This is a genomic window from Bacillus salacetis (genome assembly GCF_003581585.1).
Classification (GTDB): domain Bacteria; phylum Bacillota; class Bacilli; order Bacillales; family Bacillaceae_B; genus Rossellomorea; species Rossellomorea salacetis.
Genome location: NZ_QXIR01000014.1, coordinates 62,511 through 87,331, shown reverse-complemented (window position 1 = coordinate 87,331; position 24,821 = coordinate 62,511). Strand labels below are relative to the sequence as shown.

At 44.6% G+C, this 24,821-nt stretch carries 25 protein-coding genes and 1 pseudogene; 17 read left to right on the top strand and 9 right to left on the bottom strand.

The features are described 5' to 3' along the window. Nucleotides 1–248 precede the first annotated feature (248 nt). The 6 genes from D3H55_RS11705 to D3H55_RS11680 all read left to right on the top strand — a co-directional run bounded on the left by D3H55_RS11705 (nucleotide 249) and on the right by D3H55_RS11680 (nucleotide 6,429). Nucleotides 249–1,991: an ABC transporter ATP-binding protein gene (locus D3H55_RS11705; protein ID WP_119547102.1), complete on the top strand. Its 1,743-nt coding sequence runs from the start codon at nucleotides 249–251 to the stop codon at nucleotides 1,989–1,991. Continuing rightward, complete coding sequence (locus D3H55_RS11700) at nucleotides 1,972–3,753, top strand: ABC transporter ATP-binding protein (protein WP_119547101.1); 1,782 nt, start codon at nucleotides 1,972–1,974, stop codon at nucleotides 3,751–3,753. Before D3H55_RS11705 ends, D3H55_RS11700 begins: the two co-directional genes overlap by 20 nt. A gap of 178 nt (nucleotides 3,754–3,931) precedes the next feature. Continuing rightward, nucleotides 3,932–4,486, top strand: a complete 555-nt coding sequence (locus tag D3H55_RS11695; protein WP_119547100.1) for a GNAT family N-acetyltransferase — start codon at nucleotides 3,932–3,934, stop codon at nucleotides 4,484–4,486. A gap of 34 nt (nucleotides 4,487–4,520) precedes the next feature. Beyond that, nucleotides 4,521–5,072: a GNAT family N-acetyltransferase gene (locus D3H55_RS11690; RefSeq protein WP_119547099.1), complete on the top strand. Its 552-nt coding sequence runs from the start codon at nucleotides 4,521–4,523 to the stop codon at nucleotides 5,070–5,072. A 67-nt stretch (nucleotides 5,073–5,139) separates the two neighbouring features. Beyond that, nucleotides 5,140–5,841 carry an MBL fold metallo-hydrolase gene (locus tag D3H55_RS11685; RefSeq protein WP_119547098.1) on the top strand — a complete coding sequence of 234 codons (702 nt, stop codon included), beginning with the start codon at nucleotides 5,140–5,142 and terminating at the stop codon, nucleotides 5,839–5,841. Nucleotides 5,842–5,868: 27 nt separating this feature from the next. After that, the gene (locus tag D3H55_RS11680; protein ID WP_119547097.1) at nucleotides 5,869–6,429 is read left to right on the top strand and encodes a TetR/AcrR family transcriptional regulator; all 561 of its coding nucleotides are present in this window, start codon (nucleotides 5,869–5,871) and stop codon (nucleotides 6,427–6,429) included. 233 nt (nucleotides 6,430–6,662) lie between these two features. Here the strand turns inward: D3H55_RS11680 and D3H55_RS11675 are convergent, their stop codons facing one another. Next, nucleotides 6,663–6,965 (bottom strand): hypothetical protein, encoded by a 303-nt coding sequence (locus D3H55_RS11675; protein ID WP_119547096.1) that lies wholly within the window; start codon nucleotides 6,963–6,965, stop codon nucleotides 6,663–6,665. A gap of 472 nt (nucleotides 6,966–7,437) precedes the next feature. Between D3H55_RS11675 and D3H55_RS24260 the strand changes: the two genes are divergently transcribed. Continuing rightward, nucleotides 7,438–7,686, top strand: a complete 249-nt coding sequence (locus D3H55_RS24260) for a hypothetical protein (RefSeq protein WP_119547095.1) — start codon at nucleotides 7,438–7,440, stop codon at nucleotides 7,684–7,686. A 158-nt stretch (nucleotides 7,687–7,844) separates the two neighbouring features. Here the strand turns inward: D3H55_RS24260 and D3H55_RS11665 are convergent, their stop codons facing one another. Further along, on the bottom strand, nucleotides 7,845–8,573 hold the full coding sequence (locus D3H55_RS11665; protein ID WP_119547094.1) for a YqcI/YcgG family protein: 729 nt from the start codon (nucleotides 8,571–8,573) through the stop codon (nucleotides 7,845–7,847). 188 nt (nucleotides 8,574–8,761) lie between these two features. Here D3H55_RS11665 and D3H55_RS11660 point away from each other — a divergent pair, with 188 nt between their 5' ends. From D3H55_RS11660 to D3H55_RS11645, 4 genes and pseudogenes are all read left to right on the top strand, one after another. Further along, complete coding sequence (locus tag D3H55_RS11660; protein ID WP_119547093.1) at nucleotides 8,762–9,634, top strand: general stress protein; 873 nt, start codon at nucleotides 8,762–8,764, stop codon at nucleotides 9,632–9,634. 181 nt (nucleotides 9,635–9,815) lie between these two features. Further along, nucleotides 9,816–11,270: pseudogene (locus D3H55_RS11655) on the top strand (alanine/glycine:cation symporter family protein). A gap of 164 nt (nucleotides 11,271–11,434) precedes the next feature. Beyond that, on the top strand, nucleotides 11,435–12,721 hold the full coding sequence (locus tag D3H55_RS11650; protein WP_119547092.1) for a sensor histidine kinase: 1,287 nt from the start codon (nucleotides 11,435–11,437) through the stop codon (nucleotides 12,719–12,721). Between the two features lie 12 nt (nucleotides 12,722–12,733). After that, complete coding sequence (locus tag D3H55_RS11645) at nucleotides 12,734–13,708, top strand: phosphotransferase enzyme family protein (protein WP_168413052.1); 975 nt, start codon at nucleotides 12,734–12,736, stop codon at nucleotides 13,706–13,708. Between the two features lie 102 nt (nucleotides 13,709–13,810). On the opposite strand, the gene D3H55_RS11640 is transcribed toward D3H55_RS11645, so the two are convergent. Together D3H55_RS11640 and D3H55_RS11635 are read right to left on the bottom strand one after the other, a co-directional pair. After that, entirely contained in the window at nucleotides 13,811–14,674 is an 864-nt protein-coding gene (locus D3H55_RS11640) for a DMT family transporter (RefSeq protein ID WP_119547090.1), read from the bottom strand. 297 nt (nucleotides 14,675–14,971) lie between these two features. Continuing rightward, nucleotides 14,972–15,589: a YczE/YyaS/YitT family protein gene (locus D3H55_RS11635; protein ID WP_119547089.1), complete on the bottom strand. Its 618-nt coding sequence runs from the start codon at nucleotides 15,587–15,589 to the stop codon at nucleotides 14,972–14,974. 210 nt (nucleotides 15,590–15,799) lie between these two features. Here D3H55_RS11635 and D3H55_RS11630 point away from each other — a divergent pair, with 210 nt between their 5' ends. Both D3H55_RS11630 and D3H55_RS11625 read left to right on the top strand, forming a co-directional pair. Next, nucleotides 15,800–16,996, top strand: a complete 1,197-nt coding sequence (locus D3H55_RS11630; protein WP_119547088.1) for a class I SAM-dependent rRNA methyltransferase — start codon at nucleotides 15,800–15,802, stop codon at nucleotides 16,994–16,996. A gap of 42 nt (nucleotides 16,997–17,038) precedes the next feature. Beyond that, on the top strand, nucleotides 17,039–19,324 hold the full coding sequence (locus D3H55_RS11625) for an ATP-dependent DNA helicase (RefSeq protein WP_119547087.1): 2,286 nt from the start codon (nucleotides 17,039–17,041) through the stop codon (nucleotides 19,322–19,324). A 161-nt stretch (nucleotides 19,325–19,485) separates the two neighbouring features. On the opposite strand, the gene D3H55_RS11620 is transcribed toward D3H55_RS11625, so the two are convergent. Further along, complete coding sequence (locus D3H55_RS11620) at nucleotides 19,486–19,920, bottom strand: ferritin-like domain-containing protein (RefSeq protein WP_119547086.1); 435 nt, start codon at nucleotides 19,918–19,920, stop codon at nucleotides 19,486–19,488. A gap of 141 nt (nucleotides 19,921–20,061) precedes the next feature. Here D3H55_RS11620 and D3H55_RS24255 point away from each other — a divergent pair, with 141 nt between their 5' ends. Then, nucleotides 20,062–20,247, top strand: a complete 186-nt coding sequence (locus tag D3H55_RS24255) for a hypothetical protein (protein ID WP_168413050.1) — start codon at nucleotides 20,062–20,064, stop codon at nucleotides 20,245–20,247. Between the two features lie 59 nt (nucleotides 20,248–20,306). Continuing rightward, nucleotides 20,307–20,549: a YkuS family protein gene (locus D3H55_RS11615; RefSeq protein ID WP_119547085.1), complete on the top strand. Its 243-nt coding sequence runs from the start codon at nucleotides 20,307–20,309 to the stop codon at nucleotides 20,547–20,549. A 254-nt stretch (nucleotides 20,550–20,803) separates the two neighbouring features. On the opposite strand, the gene D3H55_RS11610 is transcribed toward D3H55_RS11615, so the two are convergent. Continuing rightward, nucleotides 20,804–21,766, bottom strand: coding sequence for a S8 family peptidase (locus D3H55_RS11610; RefSeq protein ID WP_119547084.1), 963 nt, complete (start codon nucleotides 21,764–21,766; stop codon nucleotides 20,804–20,806). Nucleotides 21,767–22,480: 714 nt separating this feature from the next. Between D3H55_RS11610 and D3H55_RS11605 the strand changes: the two genes are divergently transcribed. Next, nucleotides 22,481–22,993 carry a 2'-5' RNA ligase family protein gene (locus D3H55_RS11605; protein ID WP_205685476.1) on the top strand — a complete coding sequence of 171 codons (513 nt, stop codon included), beginning with the start codon at nucleotides 22,481–22,483 and terminating at the stop codon, nucleotides 22,991–22,993. A 73-nt stretch (nucleotides 22,994–23,066) separates the two neighbouring features. Further along, nucleotides 23,067–23,783, top strand: a complete 717-nt coding sequence (locus tag D3H55_RS11600) for a YebC/PmpR family DNA-binding transcriptional regulator (RefSeq protein ID WP_119547083.1) — start codon at nucleotides 23,067–23,069, stop codon at nucleotides 23,781–23,783. A gap of 51 nt (nucleotides 23,784–23,834) precedes the next feature. On the opposite strand, the gene D3H55_RS11595 is transcribed toward D3H55_RS11600, so the two are convergent. The 3 genes from D3H55_RS11595 to D3H55_RS24250 form a co-directional block, all read right to left on the bottom strand. Then, entirely contained in the window at nucleotides 23,835–24,257 is a 423-nt protein-coding gene (locus D3H55_RS11595; protein ID WP_119547082.1) for a pyridoxamine 5'-phosphate oxidase family protein, read from the bottom strand. Nucleotides 24,258–24,397: 140 nt separating this feature from the next. Then, nucleotides 24,398–24,592, bottom strand: a complete 195-nt coding sequence (locus D3H55_RS11590) for a YwbE family protein (RefSeq protein ID WP_119547081.1) — start codon at nucleotides 24,590–24,592, stop codon at nucleotides 24,398–24,400. Beyond that, entirely contained in the window at nucleotides 24,593–24,769 is a 177-nt protein-coding gene (locus D3H55_RS24250; protein ID WP_168413051.1) for a hypothetical protein, read from the bottom strand. Nucleotides 24,770–24,821 lie beyond the last annotated feature (52 nt).

Sequence of the window (24,821 nt, the reverse complement as noted above, 5' to 3'; positions counted from 1 at the left end):
GTCTCTTTTTGTGTGGAAATGAGATACAATCCTTTAGTACTTTAACGTAACCGGGGACAGTCCCCCGCTGCATTAACGCGTTAATGCACATGGGGACTGTCCCCGAGTGCTTTAAAGCGCTAAAGGGGCATAATTCTTTCAGTTAAGATTCAAACTATTTTTAAAATAAGGGAAAAGCCATTATAATTAATAGGATAAAATACGGATTCCGAAATATATAAGCATCCAAGAAGTATGGGGGAGCCTCAATGAAAAACATGTTTTCTTTTTTGAAGAAGTACCGGTGGGCAATGGGGATTGCCTGGACGCTGATGTTGATTGAACTGGCAGTGGAATTGCTGCTCCCTTTGTTTATGGCGAAGGTCATTGATGAAGGGATTCTGCAGGAGGATATGCAGGCTGTCTGGTACTGGGGCGGCATCATGTCTGCCCTGGCACTTGCGGCATTTGCTGCAGGAGTTACAAATTCCTTCTTTGCGGCACATGCAAGCCAGGGAGCGGGATATGACATCAGGAAGAGCCTCTATGAGAAGATCCAGAACTTCTCATTTGCGAATTTCAGCAGATTTCCTTCCTCATCATTGATCACCAGGCTGACCAATGACGTCACTCAGATCCAGAATACAATTTTCACTTCGCTCAGGATCATGATGAGATTACCGCTGCTCGTCATCGGCGGAACGATTATGGCACTGATCGTGGATGTTAAACTTGGGCTCATCCTTCTGCTCGTCATCCCGTTCATTATTGTATTCTTATTATGGGTTCTGAACAGCGGATGGACTATGTTCAGATATGTCCAGCAAATGCTGGATTCAGTGAATGATGTCATCCAGGAGAATTTGAAAGGCATGAGGATCATCAAGGCCCTTCTCAGGGGAAATCATGAGAATGGGCGTTTTACAGAAGCAAATAAAACACTTATGAAGAAAACAGTCAGTGCACTCCGGTTGATGGAAGCAATCATGCCTGTACTGTTAATTGTCATGAATGGCGGCATCCTGTTGATCCTGTGGGTAGGGAACGCGGAAGTAACGAACGGCAATGCGGCAGTTGGCGATGTAGTGGCGATCATCAATTATGCTACAAGAATTACAGGGGCGTTCTCAGTTTTTGCGTTTATCATCATGAGTTTTTCACGAGCAAGGGCTTCTGCAGGAAGGATTGCAGAAGTGCTTGAAACCGACATCGATCTTGTGGATTCACAGCATAGCGACCCTTCCCTTAAAGTCAGGGAAGGAAAAATTGAATTCAGGGACGTATCGTTCCATTATCCCGGGACAAAGACCGATGTGCTGGATAGAATCAGCCTGAAGGTCAAGCCCCGGGAAATCGTATCGATCCTCGGTGCAACAGGGTCCGGCAAGACCTCCCTTTTCCAGCTGATCCCTCGATTGTATGAAGCAACCGGTGGCGAAATACTTGTCGATGATAAAGATATTAAACAATATAAACTCGAAAATTTGAGGAAGAGCATCGGTTTTGTACCTCAAGAGGCGTTTTTGTTCTCGGGAAGCATAAGGGAAAATATTGCATGGGGTAAAGGGGATGCTTCAATGGATGAAGTCATAGAAGCAGCCAAATCAGCCCAGATACACGATTTGATAGAAGGACTGCCTAAGGGTTACGACACCGTGCTGGGCCAAAAGGGCGTCAACCTGTCAGGCGGGCAGAAGCAGCGTCTTTCCATTGCGAGGGCGCTTGTAAGGAAGCCGAAAATCCTGATCCTGGATGATAGCACAAGTGCGCTGGATTTAAAAACGGAGTCGAAATTGATTCAGGCAATCGGAAACTACTCCTGTACGATCCTGATAGTGACCCAGAAAATCAGCACCGCCATCCAGTCAGATAAAATTTTTCTAATTGAAGATGGAAAGGTGACCGCGGATGGGCGTCACGAGGAATTGATCTCGAGCTCCCCGCTGTACTGCAAGATCTTCATATCTCAATTTGGAGAGGAGAACCTCGAGCATGCCAAGGCATTACAGTAGCGCACCCAAGAAGAAACCGAAAATCAAGAATTGGAAAAATACAATCAAGCGGCTCTGGGGCTATCTTTCTAAAGAAAAGGGAATTTTAAGCTTGGTCATCCTGATGGTATTCATCAGCTCTATCCTTGGTCTGCTTGGGCCTTTCCTGGTGGGCATGGCGATTGATGACTATATTGTCACACGTGATGCAGGCGGGCTTTTACAACTGATCATTTGGCTGGCTGCTGTCTACATTGTCTACTCTGCAGCCATGTGGCTCCAGGCATATTGGATGATAGGGATTGCGCAGGACACCGTTTACCGGATGAGGACAGACCTGTTTCAGCATTTGCACAAACTGCCGATTCCATTCTTTGACCGCCGGCAGCATGGGGAATTGATGAGCCGTGTCACCAATGATATGGAGAATGTCAGCTCGACACTTAACAGTTCGGTCATACAGATATTTTCCAGTATACTCACTTTATTTGGAACAGTCGGGGTCATGCTTTGGCTGAGCCCGCTATTGACCCTTATCGCACTGATGATCATACCAGCTATGTTCCTGGGTCTGAAGTGGATTACAAATCGAACAGGAAAGCTTTTTAAGGAGACCCAGAAAAACCTTGGCGAATTGAATGGATATATTGAGGAGACTGTATCAGGACAGCGGATTGTCAAAACCTTTTCCCAGGAGGAAAAGGTCATGGATGACTTCCTCGTGAAGAGCGGCAGGTTAAGGACCTCTGCTTACTGGGCATCCACCTATTCGGGATTCATCCCAAAGTTGATGAACATGCTGAACAACTTGAGTTTTGCGGTCATCGCAGGGGTCGGAGGTGTCCTTGCCGTTCAGGGAGTCATTACAATCGGGGTCATAGTCATCTTTACGGAATATTCCCGTCAGTTTACAAGACCGCTGAATGATCTTGCCAACCAATTTAATACCCTATTATCAGCCGTAGCAGGAGCCGAGCGGGTGTTTGAGATACTTGATGAGGAACAGGAAGAAAAAGATGAGGGCAGTGCTGTTGCTGCGAGTAACATTGAAGGGGAAATCGAGTTCTCACATGTCACCTTCTCTTATGATAAAAAAGTAAGGACTGTGGAGGATATTTCATTCAAAGCAGAGCCTGGACAGACGATTGCATTGGTTGGACCTACAGGGGCTGGAAAAACGACAATCACCAATATCCTTTCAAGATTTTATGATCATGATGAAGGAACAATCACAATTGATGGAAAAGACCTTTTACAGATAAAAAGGGAAAGCCTTCGAAAAAACATGGGATTTGTCCTGCAGGATTCCTTCCTATTCCAAGGCACCATCCGTGAAAACATCCGCTATGGAAGGCTGAATGCAGCGGATGAGGAAGTGGAGATGGCAGCAAAAGAAGCGAACGCACACTCATTCATCATGAAGCTGCCTGATCAGTATGATACAGTGCTGTCCCAGGATGGCGGCGGGATCAGCCAGGGCCAGAAGCAGCTGCTTTCGATTGCCAGGGCCATTTTATCCAACCCATCCCTTCTGATCCTGGATGAAGCGACCAGCAGTATCGACACCGTTACAGAAGTGAAAATCCAGGAAGCACTGCAGCGCCTGATGAAAGGCAGGACCAGCATCGTCGTCGCCCACCGTTTGAATACGATTCAGTCAGCTGATCAGATACTTGTTCTGCAAAGCGGCTGTATCACTGAACGGGGATCACATGAGGAGCTGCTGGGGCAGAAAGGCTTTTACTATGAACTTTATAACAGCCAGCTGAGGGAAATAAGCTGAGAATGGGGATGTTCAACACGACGTTGAGCATCCTTTTTTGGTTCGTCCTGCATTTGCATGGATCGGTGATAAAAGGCAGCTGTTGATAGGGGGAGAAGCCGATGAATCCGCAGCTAAATTCATGCCAGGGCAGGAATCAACATACCTTTTACAGAGGACTTCAGATTAAGAAGGTGGGATGGATGACATGCTGCTTGTTGGCGGGAGTATTTATTTGCGTACCCTTGAAGAAGGGGATGCTGCTGCATTGGCAGGATTAATTAAGAGTAATAAAACCTTTTGGGGAGAAACAGAACCTGATTGGGAAACTGGGTTTTCCCGAGTCACGAACCAGCTGCAAAACATACAGTATTTCCGGGACGGGTTCAGCCGGGATGAATTCTATACTTTTGGGATTTTCGAGAGAAGAAGCAATAGCCTGATCGGCGTCATCAATCTTTATGATGTTAAAAGAGGGCCGTTTCAATCAGCCTCGGCAGGAATTGCGATAGACAAAAACAACAATTCAAAAGGAGTGGGGACGGACAGTTTGAAGCTTCTTCTCTCTTTTGCATTTAATTCTATCAACTTGAACAGGGTTTCAGCAGAGGTAATGCCGCGAAATGCTGCATCTGTAAGGGTATTGGAAAAGGCAGGCTTTCAAAGTGAAGGACTGAAGCGGGAGAATATCCTCGTCAATGGAAGGTGGGAAAGTCATTTGCAGTATGCCCTGCTGAAAAAAGAGTGGGCTTGATATTTGTGGCATAAGTGTGTGGGAGGTGGAATCCATGATAATTGTCGGAGACCGGATTTTCTTGAGGACATTTGAGGAGGGAGATGCCAAAGCACTCACGAAAATCATTACCCGCAACAAACCGTTTTGGGGAAGGGCAGAACCGGATTGGCCTGAAAGTTATTATACTGTCGAGGGGCAGATACACAATATCAGGTTTTTCCGTGAAGGTATTCAAAAGGGGCAGCATTATTCGTTTGGCATTTTTGATAAGGGAACATACAAATTGATTGGTCTCATCAACCTCTATGACATCAAATGGGGTCCATTTCGATCCGGTGTGGTTGGCTACTCTGTCGATAAAAAACATAATGGCAAAGGGGTGGGTACAGAAAGCCTGCTGCTGATTTTGGGATTCACATTCAACCATTTGAATCTGAACAGGGTATCAGCTGAAGTCCTCCCGCGTAACGCTCCTTCAATCAGGGTGTTGGAGAAGGCCGGTTTCTTGAAGGAGGGGATAAAAAGGGATAGTACCCTCATCCAGGGTACATGGGAGACACACCTCCAATTTGGACTTCTGAAAAAAGAGTGGGAAAAATTGTAGTTAAAACTAATGGTATTAGTTATAATGAAACTAACACCATTAGTTTTTTGAAGGGGGCGTCATTTGCTTGAATGTGACAAAGCGAAAGAATCTTTATCAACTAGCTTTTATGCCGAGGCTTTTTCCAGTGAATTGTTATCTTATTGAGGAAGAAGCCAGTTTAACATTGATTGATGCTGCCTTTGCCCATAATGCCAACTCTATCCTAAGAACAGCAGCAGAGATTGGGAAACCAATAAAACGAATCTTGCTGACTCATGCACACGCTGACCATGTTGGAGCTCTCGATAAAATTATATCTTCCAATAGTGGAATAGAGCTATGGGTCCCAAAACGTGATGAGCGCTTGTTGAATGGAGATACAAGCTTGGACCCGGGAGAACCGCAGAAACCCATTAAAGGAGGCGTACCCAGGAATCTTAAAGCGAAGGCGGATCATTTGATGAGTGAAGGTGATCGAATCGGGTCGCTGATTGCCATTGATACACCGGGCCATACGCCTGGATCCATGTCTTTCCTAGATGCCAGGGACCGTTCGATCATTGCAGGGGATGCGTTTCAAACCAGGGGAAGAGTGGCAGCAGCAGGGCAGCTGGTTCCATCTTTTCCGTTTCCTGCAATGGGAACATGGTGTAAAGAAATGGCTGTAGCAAGTGCAGAAAAGATCAAAAGTCTTAATCCGTCCCTGCTGGCGGTCGGACATGGCAGAATGCTTGAAAGCCCGAATAATGAATTGGAAGAGGCAATTAAAGCTGCTGGTTACAAATAAAGTGAGCAATTGGAAGGAAGTGATCACATGTCACCCAGAATGGGACTAACACGGATGAAAGTAGTGGATACAGCAGGAGAGATGGCTGATCACAAAGGAATTGAATATGTTACTATCGCCAATTTAGCGAAGGAACTGGAAATCCGCCCTCCTTCTTTATACAACCATATCAAAGGTTTAAATGAATTGAGAACTGAGATGGCTGTTCAGGGTTTGAATGGTCTTTACAGTGAGATGAAATCGGGAGCTGAAGGCAAAGAAGGCGATGATTCCATCCAGTCTTTGGGGGCATCCTATCTGAACTATGCCAGAAAGCATCCAGGATTATACGAAGCCGCCTTGCTGGCACCGGACCCAAGGGATGAAGAAGTCCAAAATGCCGGCAATCAAATCGTCAATCTGTCACTCGAGGAATTGAAATACCTAAAGCTCTCCCCGGAAAATGCGCTTCATGCAGTAAGGGGACTCCGCAGCTTGTTTCACGGGTTTGCTTCCCTGGAGCATAAGGGCGGTTTCGGACTTGATTTGAGTGTAGAAGAAAGTCTCCGCAGGATGATCGGCGCATTTCTATCAGGAATGAGGGTGTAATCAATTTTTGTAAAACAAAAGGCTGTTTTCGCATGAATTGCTGCTTTCGGGAAGACCCCAAGAGCCGGATTTTCCCCTTGTATTCCAAGAAAAAGGGGAGTAGCTCTTTTCTTTTTTGCTTACCGGTTTTTTTTCGGTGAATGACCAGCATATTATATGACTAAATAGTCAATAGCAACAAAGTTTACGAAAAGAGCCGAACAAAAAGAACGCTAAAGGAAGAACCAATGTCTTCAACGTTCTCTTTTTGCAATGAACACATGATGGAAACCATACATAAGCAGGGATTTTGTTAAGAAAACAAGCAGCAGCTGCAGCTGGTTCATTCTCAAGAGTGTCCAGATCCCCAGCTTTTTGAACCACAAATAGAATGGATAAACGAAAAAGGCATCGACAACCAGATTAAGAAACAGGAACTGAGGCAGTCTTCCGTAGGTATATTTAAGAATGAATATGCTTCCGGTAAAAAACGGTCCGATACAAACGGTGTCATCCCTCTTATCCGGGGAGAAAGTGTGGGGTAGATTACCCACCATTTTAGTTTTGTTGCAATTCGGTCTTCGATTAACAGAAATATACACATGAACAGGGATGCCGGTGTAAACCGCTTAACAGATTTCCATCCTGCAAACGGCACCATGACCCAGGAAAAAGCTAATAACAACAGCACCAGAATACGCGACAGTTTCATCATCCAGCCTCCTTAGACTTAATTTGTCTTAAACAGGAAGGAATATACACACAGGAAGGCACAAAAAACAAGCAGCCCCCGGCTGCTTGTTTTCGTTCTATGAGGATTTGGTGCGATTCGGACGTGCTTAGCTTCTTTTCAGGAAAACAGTCCGAATACCGGTGTGATTCGGACAAACCTGGCTTCTATTCAGGAAACCAGTCCGAATACCGGTGTGATTCGGACAAACACGTCTTCTATTCAGGAAACCAGTCAGAATACCGGTGCGATTCGGACGAACACGGCTTCTTTTCAGGGGAAACTGTCCGAATACCGGTGTGATTCGGACAAACCTGGCCTCTATTCATGAAACCAGTCCGAATACCGGTGTGATTTGGACAAACGCGTCTTCTATTCAGGAAACCAGTCCGAATCCCGGTGTGATTCGGACAAACCTGGCTTCTATTCAGGAAACCAGTCCGAATACCGGTGCGATTCGGACAAACCTGTCTTGTTTTCAGGGGAAACAGTCCGAATCCCAGTGCGATTCGGACAAACCGGTATTCTTTTCAGGGGAAACAGTCTGAATACCGGTGCGATTCGGACAAACCTGTCTTGTTTTCAGGGAAAACAGTCCGAATACCGTTGAGATTCGGACAAACCTGTCTTGTTTTCAGGGGAAACAGTCCGAATACCGTTGTGATTCGGCAAAACCTTTCTTCTTTACCAGGAGATCACTCCGGATTTATTTATGATGAAACGGACATTTCCCTTTTATCGGTTCCACGTCATCCCCAATGAAATACTGCTTCCACTCCCGGTGCTCGGGATCGCCGTAGTGGCTGATGTCAGGATGTTTTGGAAGGTTGTCCCACTTCTCGACTCTCTCGCGGACTTTTTCACGTGACATGATCCCGCCTTTGGAGGTCCCTTCCAACCCTTCGAAAATTCTGCGCGGCTGGAAGCCGAGGACAAGGGAATTGCCTAAATCCCGTGTCTTCCTTTGTTTATATGCCGGCGCGTTGCCGAATACAAAGTAAGGTTCCCCGGCAAAAGAGAATGCCCACAGGTGGTTGTCGGGGTCCTGTGGATAATCCTCAGGCCACGGCTTGGTATCTTTTTCATGAAGGTATTGAAGGATATTCCAAAAATACTCCCGGTAATGAGGAATATCCTTTTCGTCCTTTTCCGGCTCGACAAAGAGGAATAATCCATGGCGCTTAGGCTTTGGGCTGTCGAATAAAGAAATGAATTTTTCCAAGGTCTGCGGAAGGGATGCCCAATCATCATGAGTGATATAGGAATACCGCAGCTCTCCTTTCAGCTCGCCTGACATGCCGAAATAACAAGGGAATGTTTTATCCGTTACTGTATCCCTGAATATTTGATATTCTTCAATTACCCATTGAGGCACTTTATCCTCGTCCAACATATCTTCTTTTTTCAATAAACGGTGTTCAATTGCAATCTCCATCGTCAGATTATCTCCTCTATTTTAAATTAATTCCATCAATATCTACCCCTTTGAAGAAAAAATAAAACAGATAACCCCCTTTTTTGTGGGAAAATCTGGAGTCCTCAAAAAGTTTAGCACATTGCCAAAAGGGTAAATTTTGTTTAAGAACCTATTCACAAGCTAAAGCTTGCAAGGAGGCAATATAGATGGAAAAAAGTGTTGTTGGAGCATATGACTCTACTGCCGAGGTAATGGATGTAATAAACAGTCTGACAAAAGACGGTTATTCAGAAGAAGATATCCTTGTCATATCACAAAGAAGGGATATTGACACATTGGACAACACTTCCGGCCTTCATGTGGAACATCCGGATGGACATCATAAAGAAAGGACCCTTTGGGAAAAGATTAAAGATTCCTTTATGGTCCAGGAACATGAAGGGGCCGGTAATGATCTTTCGCAATATGAAATCCCGCTCAATCAGGTAGGGACCTATCAATCCAAGCTTGAAGATGGGAAAATCCTGGTTGCTGTACAAGCAAAGGATAAATATGTTCTGAACCACGGCGGGGAAGTTGTGGATGAGGGAGCAAACATCAAGCCTGCATCCAAGCGGGAAGGCGTATTCGAAGATGAAGGAATGGATGAAGTGAATCGAGAGCGTAACCAAACCGCCTTGGAAAATGAGTTCTTTTCAAAAGAAGAAGAAAATCACGGGCACCGTACTGAACCTGATGATATTGATAAATTGAACGAAGTCAGGAACCAGACTACAACCGAAAATTTCAATAGTTCTCCAACAGCTGATAAAAGTGTTGGGAACCATGGTGCCGAGCGTGAAGACCTCAGATCGGGGAATGTGGATACCACTGAAGATACACTTGGCGGTAATGTAGGGAATACTTTAGGCGGAAAACTTGGAACTGCCGGCAGGGATTCTACCGGACAGGAAGGACTGGAAAACAGTTCAGACTATCAAACTGAAAAAGAGCATGCCGATGAAAAAAATGCTGAGCACTTAAAAGAAAAAGAGCAGAAAGAAAGATTCAAAAAAGATGATTATAGAGGAGATTTTTAATCTCACTGGAAAGGACTCACTGCATTTAACTGCAGTGAGTTTTTTTATGCTTAAAATCTCTTTATGAAAAAGTGGTTACTTATTTTCAATAATTTTCTAAAAAAAAGATTGTCTAATAGTCCAGTTATGAAATATAATTCGAATAGAAACAAAATTCAGAATTTTTCAAGGGGGAGTATGGTTGGAGACGATTGTTAATTGGCTTAATGGCATATTGTGGAGTTCGCCTGTCATTTATTTGATCTTAGCAATAGGACTGGTATTTTCGATTATGACCCGTTTTCTGCAAGTAAGGCATATCAAGGACATGTTCAAATTAATGTTCCAAGGCAAGAGTTCAGATGCAGGGGTATCATCTTTTCAGGCATTGGCACTTTCATTATCAGGACGTGTGGGAACAGGGAATATCGCAGGTACGGCAACAGCCATAGCGTTTGGCGGTCCGGGAGCGGTATTTTGGATGTGGACCATTGCTTTTATCGGAGCAAGCTCTGCGTTCATAGAATCAACTCTTGCACAGATTTACAAAGTGAAGCAGGACGGACAGTACCGCGGGGGCCCTGCATATTATATTGAAAAAGGTATGGGTTGGAGATGGTATGGAGTTATTTTCGCCATTGCCTCCATCTTGGCAATGGCATAGCTGATGCCGGGGATTCAGTCCAATTCCATTGCCCTTGGACTCGAAAACGCATTCGGCCTTGACAAATGGGTTACAGCTGCCGGCCTTGTGGTCCTTTTGGGCGTCATTATTTTCGGAGGGGTAAAACGGATTGCCAAGGTGGCACAGTATGCAGTTCCGTTCATGGCAGTAGGATACATCTTCCTTTCCTTGATTATTGTAATCATGAATGCGGCAGAACTGCCAGGAGTATTTGCCCTTATTTTTAAAAGTGCATTCGCGTTGGATTCTGCTTTCGGCGGAATCATCGGTATGGCAATATCATGGGGAGTAAAACGAGGAATTTACTCAAATGAAGCCGGCCAGGGAACCGGGCCTCACGCAGCAGCCGCTGCCGAAGTTTCCCATCCTGCCAAGCAGGGGCTGGTACAGTCTGCGTCCGTTTATATCGATACGCTTCTCGTGTGTTCAGCTACAGCGTTTATGATCCTTTTTACAGGAGCTTATAATGTTGAAAAAGCGGACGGCACAATGATCGTCAACAATCTTGAAGGAATAGAGGCAGGTCCTGGATATACCCAGGCGGCCATTGAAAGCGTCCTTCCTGGCTTTGGGGCCGGATTCGTGGCGGTCGCATTATTCTTCTTTGCATTTACAACCATCATGGCTTACTATTATATCGCTGAAACGAATGTTGCTTATCTATTCCGAGGGAAGAACAACCGATTGGCAATTGGAGCATTAAAACTTGTTCTGCTCGGGGCCACTCTTTACGGCGCTGTAAAGACAGCAAACCTTGCGTGGGCTATGGGCGACGTAGGGCTTGGAATCATGGTATGGCTGAATATGGTTGCCATTGTCATTCTGTATAAGCCTGCTTTAAAAGCATTGAAGGATTATGAGCAGCAAAAGAAGCAGGGACTTGATCCTGTTTTTGATCCGGTCAAGCTGGGAATCAAGAATGCCGATTATTGGGAACATGAAGCCAAACCAGACCATGAAAAGGTGTCTTAATCTTTATTAACATGAAAAGGGCCTCCGAATCCGGGGGTCCTTTGCTTTTATAGTATGTAGAATTAAATTACATAAATTTACTGCAAAAAATTGTAAATGGCAGCAGGGGATTGACAGAAGATGTCGTATTTTATCAGTATACTACTTGAGATGAGGAAGAGCGCATGCTTGCAGAGAAATTGCTGTTACATGTTTTTGTCATATTGGTCCCTATATTGGTATACACGTCCTTTTTTGAAAACCGCCGCATTGGCCGGTCACCCTATTTCTTGGGAATGATGTACGGCTTATCAGCCATATTATGCCTTGCTGTCTCTTACTATAGCTATGGTCTTTACTGGGATCTCCGATATGTGCCATTGGTTCTGTCTTTTTTATACGGCGGCCCGATAGCAGGGGGAATTACCTTCCTTTCAATTATTGGAGCAAGGACCCTTATGAACGGGGATGCTTTATTGTTCGGTTATATCAGCATTGCGCTGGCTGCCTCGGTACCTTTCTTTTATGTTAAGAGATTTTGGAGGCAGCAGACAAAGAAAAGAATCATTACGGCGATCTGGCTGGGGATATGGCCATCGTTCATTATGCTGTCCATCTTGATTTCCTGGCGTTATTTTTCTGAAAACCCTATACATAACTTAAGTGAATTACTTTTGTATATCCTCCTCTTCGGGGTGATTCAAATTGTTGCTATCGGTTTTGCTTCCATGCTGCATGAAGCCGTCATTGAAAGGCGAATGATGAATAAAGAAATGCAGAGGGCGGAGAAACTGAACACCCTTGGGGAACTTGCTGCATCCATTGCCCATGAGGTCCGGAATCCCCTGACCGTTGTGAAAGGATTCCTGCAGCTGATGAAGAGCCAGGAAAAACAAAATGGTGATAACTATCAATATCTCGGCCTTGTATTGAGTGAACTGGCAAGGGCGGAAGCCATCATCAATGACTATTTGAACTTTGCAAAACCACAGTTTGAAAAAATAGAACGGCTTGACTTATCAACAACTATATTCGATGTCGTTTCCCTTATGCACCCTCTTGCAATCAAGCAGGGAGTTGAACTGGACAGCGACCTTAAGAACGAGGTGTACCTTCATACAGATCGCAATCAATTCAAGCAGGCGCTTGTCAATGTCATCAAGAATGCCATCGAGGCCACGGATCACGGAGGAAGGGTCAAAGTGTCCTTGGTAGCGGCCGGCCAGAATGTGAGAATCATTGTAAAGGACAACGGGAAGGGCATGACAAAGGAGCAGCTGAGCAGGATCGGCACTTTATTTTATACAACAAAGGACAAAGGCACAGGACTCGGGACCCTGGTATCTCTGAGGATCATTGAGGCAATGGAAGGGAAAATTATCTATAAGAGTGAACCTGGAAAAGGGACGGAGGTAAGCATTACCCTGCCATTGGTACGTCAATTAAATGATGGAAAAAGCTGTACAGGCTAAGATAAAACTGGAGTGAAGGAAGGACAGGCAATGGTGCTTGATAGAAGATTGAACGAAATTGCCTTTCAGGTGGGGGTGGAGGCAAGGCATCTCCATGGCGTGTCAGGCGGTATGCAAAACCTGATTTATGAGAATACGAGAGAGGGGACTGTCCTGAGGCTGTCAACACGTAAAAGGAGAATAAAAGAAGAGCTGATTGCTGAACAGGTGTGGCTGGAAAGCTTGAATGCCCACGGTGTCAGAGTAAATATCCCCAAGTGTTTTGAAGATGGGGGAATGGTGAAAGAAATTAGTGTGGATCAGGAGGATTTTCTTGTTACCCAGTTTGAGAAGATTCCTGGTGAAGTGCTGGATCCGTCCCTTCCCTCTCATTGGAATCCAGAAGTATTTGAAGAATGGGGAAGACAGACGGGGAAGCTTCATCAATTCGGGAAAACAGTACGCTTGGACAAGTTCCATCAGAAGGTATTGAAACGGAAAGGGCTTGATCGACTCTACCGGGCACTTAATGAACGGGATCAGTGGATAGCTGAAGGTTACAAGAAGTTGATTTCGGGGATAGAGAAGCTGCCAAAGGATGATACCTGTTATGGACTGGTGCACAGGGATCTACATCATGGGAATATAATGGTTTTGGACGGCGGGCTTCATATCATTGATACGGACGACTTTGGATATTCCTGGTTTGCCGAGGATATTGCCACGGCCCTGTATCATGTGAACTGGCATGGAAAATCGGTTCATCCGGAATGGGAAGGACTTCATATGGACTTCCTGGCAGCCTTCGCGAAGGGATATGCCGGTGAAGTGCCGTTAACGGATGTAGTAATGGAAGGAATACCGATATTTCTTAGAAAAAGAGAATTTTTTCTTTATAATTTGTTTCATGAGATATGGGACCTTCAGAATCTCGAAGATTGGCAGTCATATACACTTAAACAGCTGGAAGATAATCTGAAAAACGAGAAAAATCCGATTCAACTATAACAAAAAGGAGCAGGGATTCTTGAGAATCCTGCTCCTTTTTGTTGCTTCACCGCATTAACGCACCCGGGGACAGTCCCTCAGTGCGTTAATGTGGTAAAGGGTTCATGCCTTCACTTTGTCCTCTTCTTTGTTTTTCATGAACATATAGAAGGAAGCGGCAAAGATGATGATGTACCCGGCAATGCTCAGCAGGTCAGGGATTTGTCCGAACAAGACGATGCTGATGAGGGCTGAGTACACGACGGTTGAATAAAAGAATATCGAGATTTCCTTGGCTGGTGCATACTTGTAAGCGATGGTGATGCCGAATTGGCCAAGAGTGGCAAAGATACCGGCGAGAATCAAGTAGATAAGCTGTTCCGTTTCCATGGGTTCATAAATCATGATCACAAAAGGAAGCAGGACAACAGTGGAAAAGAAAGAGAAATAGAATACGACCGTATAGAACTTTTCTTTCTGTCCCAAAACCCTCAAAACCGTATAGGCCCCTGCTGCAAAGACAGCAGACAATAGCCCGGCAAGATAAGGAATAACATCTACGGAAAACTGCGGTTTGATAATGAGCAGTGTTCCTAGAAAAGCAATGGCGATGGCAGCGATCTGGAACCGCCGTGCCCTCTCTTTTAGAAATATGGCTGAGAAAATGATTGTCAGGAACGGGCTTAACTTGTTGAGCATATCGGCATCAGATAATACAAGTTCATCAATCGCGTAGAAGAAAAATACTATGCCCAGGGTACCGAGGGCTGAGCGCAAAAGCAGGATCTTCTGATTCTCCTTTTTGCCAAAAAGTCTTTCTTTATAGTGCATAACAAACCCAAATGAAATGATGGCTGAAATCAAATTCCGGAATAACGTTTTTTGAAGCGTTGGCAAGTCTCCTGAAAGTTTCACAAAAGCGGCCATCATGGCAAAGCCAAACGATGAAACCAGCAGGAGAAGGATGCCTTTATTTCTATTTGTCATGGTGTCCTCCATACTCTTTTTAAATGGCTCATTCCGCAAACTTTTGCTGCTGTTCAATATTCTGATAATCCGCCGTTAAAACCCGGTAGCAGGAAAGAACTTCTTTTTTCGAAATAAAAACCTTGGAATACTGGGGCAGGATCCGGCCATTAGGATTTCTCCGAATGCAGCAATTCATGCGAAAACAGCTTTTTATATGATCGATCGGGCAGTGCCCAAACAGATAGTAAAAGAAACTGCCAATCGAGGCAGTTTCCAATAGTGCTGTGATTACCAAAATCCACTATATCAAATGAATTACTTAAAAGAAAGCTTCTCGCTCCAGCTCTGCAGGAGCCGTTCAAATATGGGGAAGAAAAACTGAACGATGTATCCCAAAGATAGTGTGACAATAATTGTGCCTATGCCAACGGGGCCATTGAATGCCACAGCGAGCGCAAGGGCAAGACCTTCACTGATCATGCGTGAACTCCTGAGGCTCAGACCGAACCTTTCAGAAATTGCCACCATGACAGTATCCATCGGACTGGAAGGAAACCCTGCCTGGAGATACACAGCAATGCCGACACCTAGAGAAAGAATCCCCACGGCCAGTGTTGCCGCCTTAATACCAATATCAACAGGGGCAAAGTCACCGAGCCCAATAAGGAGCCAGAAATCTATCATCAATCCGATGATGAAGATGGAGAGGGCTGCCAGCAGCTCTGGTCTCTTCTTTAAAAGAAAAGCGTTGATGAAAATAAGGATGATCCCGTTGATAAAGACACAGGTTCCGACGGTGATGCCAAGGGCCGTGGATTCACCCACTGCCAAAGCATCCCAGGAAGATGCACCAAGCCCTGCTTTAATGATGAGGGCAACCCCCAGCGTCAGGACCGCTAACCCGGCAAAGAAGAAAACAATTCGCTCTTTCATATATTCATTCCCTTATTAATTATTTTTACCTTTACTTAAAAAATGAGATAATGAAGAAAGCAATGTGGATAATGAATTCGTTGCTTTAACGCTTTAAAGCACCCGGGGACTGTCCCCACTTGCTTTAAAGTGCTAAAGCGAAGGATTATACTTGTCCCTCTCTGTGAAATATATGTAGTAGCAGGAAAATTATACGAAGGATAGGATGAAATGATGAGCGAGATTATATTGACAGTAAATCAAAAATTTGAAGATAAATTCAAAAATGGCTATCCGCTGATCAGTGCCGAGGCTCTTGCCTCCACAGCCGGCCTTGAAGAAGAGGGGAGCATCATAAAGCTTGTTGACAGGCGCAAACAGTTTATTGCCAGGGGCTATTATGGTAAGCAAAACAAAGGGCTGGGCTGGCTTTTGACCTGGAAGGAGCAGGAGCGCATCGATCAAGGATTCTTTGAGAGGAAGCTCAAAAATGCCATCAACCAAAGGCTTCAATTCTTTCAGAGTGAAGATACGACAGCCTTCCGGTTATTCAACGGTGAAGGCGACGGTATAGGCGGGCTGACGATTGATTATTTTGACGGGTATTACTTGATTAACTGGTACAGTGAGGGAATCTATCAGTTCAAAAATGAGATAGTCCTCTCGCTCAGGCAGCTGGCTGACGTTAAAGGTGTCTATCAGAAGAAGCGGTTCGCCCAAAGCGGCAAATATATTGAAGAAGATGACTTTGTCATGGGGGAGAGACCGGAATTTCCACTCATCGTAAAGGAAAACGGAGTGAACTTCGCCGTATATTTAAACGAAGGTGCCATGGTGGGAGTCTTCCTCGATCAGCGGGATGTCAGAAAGCTGATCCGTGACAAATACGCAGAAGGAAAGACGGTCCTTAATACATTTTCATATACAGGGGCATTTTCAGTGTTTGCGGCTGCCGGAGGTGCTGCCAAGACGACAAGCGTCGACCTTGCGAACCGCAGTGAAGCCAAGACCAATGAGCAGTTCAGCATCAATGGGATTGATTATGAAAGACAAGACATAATCGTCATGGATGTCTTTAACTACTTTAAATATGCGGTAAAGAAACAGTTGAAGTTTGATATGGTCATCCTGGATCCACCGAGCTTTGCCCGCTCAAAAAAGCATACCTTTTCAGCTGCCAAGGATTACAAGGATCTTCTCAAGCAAACCATTGCCATTACGGAGGAAAATGGAGTCATTGTCGCCTCCACAAATGCCAGCAACTTTGATATGAAGAAATTCAAAGGGTTCATAGACAAAGCGTTTAAAGAAAGCGGAAGTTCATATAAGCTGATGGAACAGTTCTCACTGCCGGAAGATTTCCGGACAATCAGCCAGTTCAAGCAGGGCGATTACCTCAAGGTGGTGTTCATCCGGAAGACCGGTTGAAGCTAAGGAGATTCAACTGATTTTATTCACTATAAAGGGGGCATGGTTTTGAAGGAAATAAAAGTGTCTGTCAGGAACCTGGTGGAATATGTGTATAAAACCGGAAGCATAGACCAGAGGTTCCAGACATCCTCCTCCATGACGGAAGGGACCCGGCTTCATAAAAAAATTCAAAAGACCTACAAAGAAGGCGACCTTGCAGAGGAGTACTTAAGCCGGGAGCTGCCATACGAAGAATTGGTGTTTACTGTCGAGGGGAGATGCGACGGCCTGATATTCGAGGGAGACAGCATCATAATTGATGAAATCAAATCGACCCGCTCTTCCTTGGCGGATCTTCACGAGGAGGCTTATCCTGTCCACTGGGCACAAGGAAAAGTTTATGCCTTCATTTATGCTAAAGACCATGGACTGGAAAAAATCAGTGTCAGGCTGACATACATTTCGGTGGATACCGAAGAAACCCTTCATTATCTCAAAACCTTCACCATCAGCCAGCTTGAAGACTTTGCACTCACAACGATCAAGGAGTATTATCCGTTTGCCAAATTGATTGCAGAACATAAAGAAAAAAGAAACCAAACTGCAGAGGAGATTGGATTTCCATTCAGAGAATACAGAAAAGGCCAGCGCAACCTTGCGGGAGCTGTTTATAAGACGATAACCGAGAAGAAGACTTTATTTGCTAACGCTCCGACGGGTACCGGAAAGACCATTTCGACGATTTTTCCCAGTGTGAAGGCAATGGGGAAAGGATCCATTGATAAACTCTACTACTTAACAGCCAAGACGATAACAAGGACCACTGCTGAAGAAGCTTTTGAACTGTTGGAGAGTAGGGGCCTGGCAATCAAGACCCTTACCATCACGGCCAAAGATAAGGCTTGTTTACAGGATGAGCCGGTTTGTCAGAGCGATGTCTGTGAATTTGCAAATGGTTACTATGACAGGATCAATGGAGCGATTTTGGATATCCTCGGCAATGAAACGCGCCTTACCAGGCCGGTCATTGAAAAATACAGCCGGAAACATCGAGTGTGCCCGTTCGAATTCTCAATCGATCTATCCTATATCGCAGATGCGGTCATTTGTGACTACAACTATATTTATGACCCGCGGGTATCCCTCAAAAGATTAACAGATTCGCAGAAAAAGAGAACCGTCCTTCTCACAGACGAAGCGCATAATCTTGTAGACAGGGGGCGGTCGATGTTTTCAGCTGAGTTGAAAAAAACAGACTTTTTGGAACTTAGTCGCAGTTTCAAGGATCAAAATAAAGAAGTCTCCTCGAGCGCAAAGGAAATCAATCGGTTCTTCATTGACTTGCGAAAGCGATGTGAAGAGAACCGGACTGCTGTCTATAAAGAGCAGTTCCCTGAATTGATTGATTACCTGCAAAGGTTTTTAGCGGCTGCTGAAACGGAACTGATAGGCCAGAGCGGGGAAAGTGTGCTGCTTGACACTTATTTTGCAGCCAATAACTTTGTGAAAGCCGCTTCACTCTATAACGAAAAGTATGTAACCTATGTGGATGGCGGAAAAAAGGAAGTCACCGTCCGGCTCTACTGTCTGGATCCATCTGATTTGTTGAGCCAGACGAGCAGGGGATTTTCTTCGGCGGTTTTCTTCTCGGCAACGCTTCTCCCATTTCATTATTACTTTGAATTGCTGGGCGGCGTGCCAGGTGATTATCGGTTTAAAATTCCTTCCCCTTTTCCGCACGAAAACTGGGACGTGCGTATCAAACCATTGTCCACGAGATATAAGGACAGAGAGAAGACAATTGTCCCGCTAGTAAGACTGCCACAGGAATTATTGAAACAGAATCCTGGAAATTATCTGTATTTCTTTCCATCCTACCGCTATATGAACGAGGTTTATGAGGCCTTTATGGATGAATTACCGCCTCATACCGATGTCCTTGTACAGGCTTCTGCAATGACAGAAGAGGATCGGGAAGGCTTTTTAAAGGCTTTTCAGCATAATCGGGATAAATCATTGATTGGCTTTGCGGTTCTTGGAGGGATCTTTTCAGAGGGAGTCGACCTTAAAGGGGACAGGCTTAACGGCGTCATTGTGGTGGGCGTTGGTCTTCCCCAGCTGGGAGCGGACCGTGATATTATAAAAAACCACTTTAATGCTGCAGGAAAAAGCGGTTACGATTATTCCTATGTGTTTCCCGGAATGAATAAAGTCCTGCAGGCAGGAGGAAGGCTGATCCGGACTGAAGAGGATACCGGTGTAATTGTGCTGGTGGATGACCGTTACTTAACTCCTAAATACAGAGCGATGCTGCCTGAAGAGTGGCAGGATTTCACGGTGATATAACCACCAACTCAAACTGAACAAAACGGCATTCCCTGAAAACAGGGAATGCCGTTTTGTAAATAAATGTGAAGTCATGGTGTGCTGGTACAGGGAGCTCCATCAGCGCCGACCCGATTTTCCACGTTCGGGGCAGAACAGGGCGCTTCCCCATTTGTCCCTTATTATGAAAACGCAGGATCCAGGAGCATGCGGTCCAGTTCTTCCATGTGATGAGTTTCATCAGAAATAAGGTCATCAAGCTTTACGACCAATTCTGTGTATCCTAATTCTTCTGCCAATTCCTTGCGTTTTTTATAGCGGTCGATTGTTTCTTTCTCAGCCTGGCGCGCTTCCTGAAGCATCTCCTTGACATTATCAGTCTGCTTAACAGGGGCCGGAGTGGTTGTAGGTGTACCGCCGAGTGTTTTGATTTTCTCTGCCAGGTACAGGGCATGTCCCTGCTCATCGCCAACTTCTCCTTCGAAGAACGGCTTTAACACTGCACGGTGCAGGCCGGAAACGACTGCAGCATAGTTTGTGTACATAATTTGTGCTGAATATTCGTTTGCTAAGTCTTCATTTAATCCATCAATTAGTTCTTGTAATTTCTGATCCATCAAATAATCCTTCCTTCCATACAATTGGTTGCTGATACTTTATTAATACCCCATTGAAGAAGGAATAAACTCCTGCTTCTCATCTCCTGAAATCAGTAATATTACCGGAAGAAGTTGTAAACACTATTGATGATTTATCTTATGCTGCAGCATGGAGGAGGAATGGATATGAGCAAGCCGGGCAGACAGAATCTCGAGCAAACGTCAGAACAGCTCGCTAAGCAAAAAGGAAAGAACGATGTGGAATTCAGCGCAGATGAATTTCAAGTCGGAAACAGCCAGAGCCAGAGCCAGAAGAAAAGCGGAAAGCAAAAAAACAAAAAATAAAATGAATACCTTTGCCAATGATAGAAAATCCTATGAGTATGTTAAGGAGGTGTGGAGACATGTCAAGAATTGGAGTAGAAGAATCTCTTCAAAATGTTGTACAAGCACTTCGTGAAAAAGGTCATGATGTTGTGGAATTGAAGCAGGAATCTGATGCGCAGAACTGTGACTGCTGTGTACTGACAGGACTGGATTCCAATGTAATGGGGATCGCAAACGTGGTAACACAAGGATCTGTCATTGAAGCAAACGGATTAAGTGCTGATGAAGTATGTCAGCAGGTAGAGAGTAAATTGCAATAAACAGCGGCAAGGCAACATTCAGCGAGGCGATGTGGACTTATTTCAGGGTGCCGGGAAGTACGCTGGCAGCATGAGCTTGAAGCTGGATTGAGTAAAAAGCGGACTCGGTCGATCCGGGTTGGACTAATTTTTCGAAAGCCGCCGCATGACCGTATAAAGAAAAGCGAAAACAAGGGAGTGATTACATAACTTTTGTTTTCGCTTTTTTATATTTATGGTGTGAATTATCCAGTGTCCGGTTGATACAAATTATTTCAGACGCTCAGCGAAAACTGTTTCTGCTGCAAATAGTCCATCAGGAGGTCTGGAGCGGAAAGGTAAAGGAGTCCATTCCCTTCAAGTGATTTTGGATAGCCAAGAGGAATGGTCCTTTTCACAAGCTGTGCATATACCTCGCATTCTGAAAGTTTTCGATCAAAGCTCGATTCCTCCAAAAGTTTTATGAGCGCCAAGGCACCCGAGACATGTGGTGCAGACATGGAGGTACCGCTGAATTTAGCGTAATCGCCGCCGGGGATTGTAGAGAGTATCTTTTCACCAGGGGCTACGAGATCGACTTCATTGTTGGAGTTGGTAAAGTAAGATGACTTTCTATCAAAGTCGATGGCACCGACTGATATCACCTCGTTATAACAGGCAGGATAAGAGAATTCATTGGTCTCAGCATCCTCATCCCCCTCGTTGCCTGCAGCACAGACTACGGAGATATTTTTGGCAACAGCCTGTTTGATGACATCATGCAGCGGCTGGTGATCAGCTGGGCCACCAAGAGACATCGAAATGACATCAACTCCCAGGTCGATGGCATACTGGATGCCATTAACGATCCAATCATATTGTCCGCTGCCTTGTTCACCGGCCAGTACTTTGATGATAAGCAGGCTGGCTTCAGGAGCGACCCCTACAACGCCCTTACCGTCTTCATTAGCAGCGACAGTGCCGGCAACATGTGTGCCATGTCCGTTGTAGTCGGTGACATTATCTTCTGCACCATTATCGTCATCTGTAAAATTGCGCTTACCAACGATTCTCCCCTTCAGATCTTCATGTTCAAGGTCGCAGCCCGTATCAAGGACGGCAACTGTGATACCGGCACCTTTAAATCCCTCTTTCCAAATCTTTGGTGCTTGTACCAGGTCTACGCCTGCAGGCATCTCCGAAACAGTTTCCATGACTTCTTCTTTGACATAAGGAATTAATCTTACTGTACCTTTCATAAGCTTTCCTCCTAAAGTCATAATAAAAACCTGAACTTTCTGAAAATATACCATAGATAAAGATAAGATTAAAGAGATAAAAGTTGTGATTTTGGTCTTTGCTATGGAATGCACCATATTTTATAGGGAGGATCCGTTTGACTAATATTGTGTGGAATGTACCAAGTTTCATGGAGTCAACCAATTTCTTGGTCTAATACCCGAAGGAATGCACCATATTTTATGTTGGTGTTCGATTAATTGGACTATTACTGAGTGGAAGGCACCAAATTCTGTGAGGGTATTCAAAAATTTGGGTCATTCCCCTCTGGAATGCACCAGATTCCAAGAAAGCATCCGATTCTTTGGGCAAATTGACGAAGGAATGTACCAAATTTACTTTGCAAATCCGAGAACTTGGTCCCCTGGCTGCTGAAAGGTGAATACCATTTTTAAATCAGAAATCTTTTATAAAGGCTTCTTCTGTTTTAGCATATATTGTTGCTTTTGGAGAAATCCGAAGTGCCGGATTTTTCCCCTGCAATCAAAGGTTTTACTCTGGAAAAAGAAAGAGCAGCTCTTTTCATACCTGCTCACCGGGGTTTGAACGGCGATTTGCCAGGATATTAGTTGAAATACATATTGAATAGCAACAAAGTTTACGAAAAGGGCCTTTATAAATCATCATTGATATATACAATCAACCTATATAATTGCAAAAAAGGGGTTTATGAGATGATTAAAAGATCGATTACAGTATTCCCGGAATTTGAAAACAATCACCTGATCCAGGAACTAAGGAGGAAGTATGATCCCCTGCACAATCTGATACCGTCCCATATTACTCTGGTTTTTCCTTTCACAAGCAATATTGCCGGAGACTGTTTGAAAGAACATATGGCGGAAAAATTATTGGGCGTGGAACCGTTCGAAATCAAGCTTAAGGAAATAACCGGTGATAACGGGGAATATTTATTTTTGAATGTAAAAACAGGGAACGATCAGCTCATTCGAATTCATGATTTGCTATACAGCGGAATACTGAAGGGGTTCTTGTTCAGAAGAGTCAGCTATAACCCGCACTTAACAGTAGGAAGGCTGCCGGGTACTCAGGATTTTGACCGCGCCTTGAGGGATACAGAAAATTTCAATGAGGAATTCCGTACTGTCATCAAGAAGATTATAATCGAAACAATCGAGGAAGACGGCAGGTCAAATCCGGAGTTTTGTTATAATTTAGGGTCTTAATCTCGAAAATCGTCATACTCTTGCGTTATAATAGAGAGGAAGATCAGCTACTATTTGAAAGAGAGTGGAGAATATGGGTCGTAAATGGAATAATATCAAGGAAAAGAAAGCTTCAAAAGATGCAAATACGAGTCGTATCTATTCTAAGTTTGCGAAAGAAATTTATGTTGTTGCTAAACAAGGAGAGCCGGATCCGGAATCCAATCAGGCATTGAAGTTCGTTTTAGAACGTGCCAAAACATATAATGTACCCAGGAATATCATTGACCGTGCGATTGAAAAGGCAAAGGGCGGTATTGAGGAGAGCTTTGATAATCTTCGCTACGAAGGCTTTGGACCGAATGGATCGATGATCATCGTAGATGCCCTGACAAATAACGTTAACCGCACGGCATCCGAAGTCCGTGCAGCCTTTGGGAAAAACGGTGGAAATATGGGTGTGAGCGGGTCTGTTGCCTACATGTTCGAATCCACAGCTGTTATTGGAATTGAAGGCAAGAGTGCCGAGGAAGCTCTTGAAATCCTCATGGAAGAGGATGTGGATGCAAGAGACATCCTTGAAGAAGAAGATTCTGTGATCATTTATGCTGAGCCTGACCAATTCCATGCTGTTCAGGAAGCATTCAGGAACGCAGGAATCACTGACTTCACTGTCGCTGAATTGACAATGCTTGCCCATAACGATATCGAGCTGCCTGAAGATACACAGGCGGAATTCGAAAAGCTGATTGATGCTATAGAAGATCTGGAAGATGTTCAGCAGGTCTACCATAATGTTGATTTAGGGTAATGATAGTGAAACAAAAAGGCCTTCCCCGCAATGGGAAAGGCCTTTTTTTGCTTACAAATCCAATACTTTCGGTTCCTCGCCGTTTTTGTTCATTAAACGGTATTGGGAAGGATGGATTTCGAGAATGATCAAGTCAGGATCATCCGGTCCTTTGAACCAGTTTTTCATCTGGTCGCTCCAAAGCTTTTCTTTTAAGCTTTCATCCTTGCTGATTTCGACTTTTCCTTCGACTTCTACATAAGAATCTCCATATCCTTCACCTTCATAACCGAGCAGGATGTGTACATATGGATTCTTCTCAATTTCATCCGCTTTATGCGTCTCGCTGCTGGTAGGTGTGAAAAGTGTCAGATCATCATTGAAAAAAGTCATGTAGCGGGAATGAGGTTTGTTCTGCACAACGGTAGCCAGTGTACCAACCATGCTGTTATCCAGGACGTTCAAAATTTCTTGTTTTAAATCGGTCTGTGACAAAATCTCATCTCCTTTTGTTTAGGTTCACTTCTATTTATTCCTTTGCGGAAGACCACATAAACCTCCCAATGTGCTTATATCGTAACAAAAGGTGCCCGGTACGAAAACAGCGTTTCGTACCGGGCACCTTTTGTGCAGGACTATTGATAAATGTTCTTTACTCTTCCGACTTGTCCATCCGTAAGGCGGACTTTGATCCCGTGAGGGTGTGCAGCCGAATTTGTCAGGATGTCCTTAACAGTGCCCCTTGTCGTTTTGCCTGTCCTCTGGTCTTTTTTTAAGACTATGTCGACTTCAATTCCTGATGTAATGCTGCTTCGCTGCCTGCCGTCCATTTAAATCCCCGTCCTTTTCTTCTGGTTGTTCGGTTTCTTGGTAAGCTGATTCTTGAGCGGCTGTGTCGATTTCACAAGCCGATTCTGCTTGCCGTTTGGTTGTTGCTGTTTCTGCTGAGCGAGTTTATCTTTCATAGCCTGCGCAAGGCTGATCTTCTTTTTCTCAGATGATGACATGGAAGTCTCTCCTTCAACTGTTTACTCTATTATAGGCTAAACTTCATAAAGA

What these genes read in the sequence shown, in the direction of transcription:
- D3H55_RS11640 (WP_119547090.1), bottom strand. Translation starts at nt 14,674, where the DNA reads ATGACAAATAGAAATAAAGGCATCCTTCTCCTGCTGGTTTCATCGTTT.
- D3H55_RS11610 (WP_119547084.1), bottom strand. Translation starts at nt 21,766, where the DNA reads ATGAAAGGTACAGTAAGATTAATTCCTTATGTCAAAGAAGAAGTCATG.
- D3H55_RS11650 (WP_119547092.1), top strand. Translation starts at nt 11,435, where the DNA reads ATGCTTGCAGAGAAATTGCTGTTACATGTTTTTGTCATATTGGTCCCT.
- D3H55_RS11625 (WP_119547087.1), top strand. Translation starts at nt 17,039, where the DNA reads ATGGTTTTGAAGGAAATAAAAGTGTCTGTCAGGAACCTGGTGGAATAT.
- D3H55_RS11590 (WP_119547081.1), bottom strand. Translation starts at nt 24,592, where the DNA reads ATGGACGGCAGGCAGCGAAGCAGCATTACATCAGGAATTGAAGTCGAC.
- D3H55_RS24255 (WP_168413050.1), top strand. Translation starts at nt 20,062, where the DNA reads ATGCTGCAGCATGGAGGAGGAATGGATATGAGCAAGCCGGGCAGACAG.
- D3H55_RS11700 (WP_119547101.1), top strand. Translation starts at nt 1,972, where the DNA reads ATGCCAAGGCATTACAGTAGCGCACCCAAGAAGAAACCGAAAATCAAG.
- D3H55_RS11705 (WP_119547102.1), top strand. Translation starts at nt 249, where the DNA reads ATGAAAAACATGTTTTCTTTTTTGAAGAAGTACCGGTGGGCAATGGGG.
- D3H55_RS11695 (WP_119547100.1), top strand. Translation starts at nt 3,932, where the DNA reads ATGGATGACATGCTGCTTGTTGGCGGGAGTATTTATTTGCGTACCCTT.
- D3H55_RS11620 (WP_119547086.1), bottom strand. Translation starts at nt 19,920, where the DNA reads ATGGATCAGAAATTACAAGAACTAATTGATGGATTAAATGAAGACTTA.
- D3H55_RS11605 (WP_205685476.1), top strand. Translation starts at nt 22,481, where the DNA reads ATGATTAAAAGATCGATTACAGTATTCCCGGAATTTGAAAACAATCAC.
- D3H55_RS24250 (WP_168413051.1), bottom strand. Translation starts at nt 24,769, where the DNA reads ATGTCATCATCTGAGAAAAAGAAGATCAGCCTTGCGCAGGCTATGAAA.
- D3H55_RS11665 (WP_119547094.1), bottom strand. Translation starts at nt 8,573, where the DNA reads ATGGAGATTGCAATTGAACACCGTTTATTGAAAAAAGAAGATATGTTG.
- D3H55_RS11615 (WP_119547085.1), top strand. Translation starts at nt 20,307, where the DNA reads ATGTCAAGAATTGGAGTAGAAGAATCTCTTCAAAATGTTGTACAAGCA.
- D3H55_RS11690 (WP_119547099.1), top strand. Translation starts at nt 4,521, where the DNA reads ATGATAATTGTCGGAGACCGGATTTTCTTGAGGACATTTGAGGAGGGA.
- D3H55_RS11660 (WP_119547093.1), top strand. Translation starts at nt 8,762, where the DNA reads ATGGAAAAAAGTGTTGTTGGAGCATATGACTCTACTGCCGAGGTAATG.
- D3H55_RS11680 (WP_119547097.1), top strand. Translation starts at nt 5,869, where the DNA reads ATGTCACCCAGAATGGGACTAACACGGATGAAAGTAGTGGATACAGCA.
- D3H55_RS11630 (WP_119547088.1), top strand. Translation starts at nt 15,800, where the DNA reads ATGATGAGCGAGATTATATTGACAGTAAATCAAAAATTTGAAGATAAA.
- D3H55_RS11600 (WP_119547083.1), top strand. Translation starts at nt 23,067, where the DNA reads ATGGGTCGTAAATGGAATAATATCAAGGAAAAGAAAGCTTCAAAAGAT.
- D3H55_RS11635 (WP_119547089.1), bottom strand. Translation starts at nt 15,589, where the DNA reads ATGAAAGAGCGAATTGTTTTCTTCTTTGCCGGGTTAGCGGTCCTGACG.
- D3H55_RS11675 (WP_119547096.1), bottom strand. Translation starts at nt 6,965, where the DNA reads ATGGTGGGTAATCTACCCCACACTTTCTCCCCGGATAAGAGGGATGAC.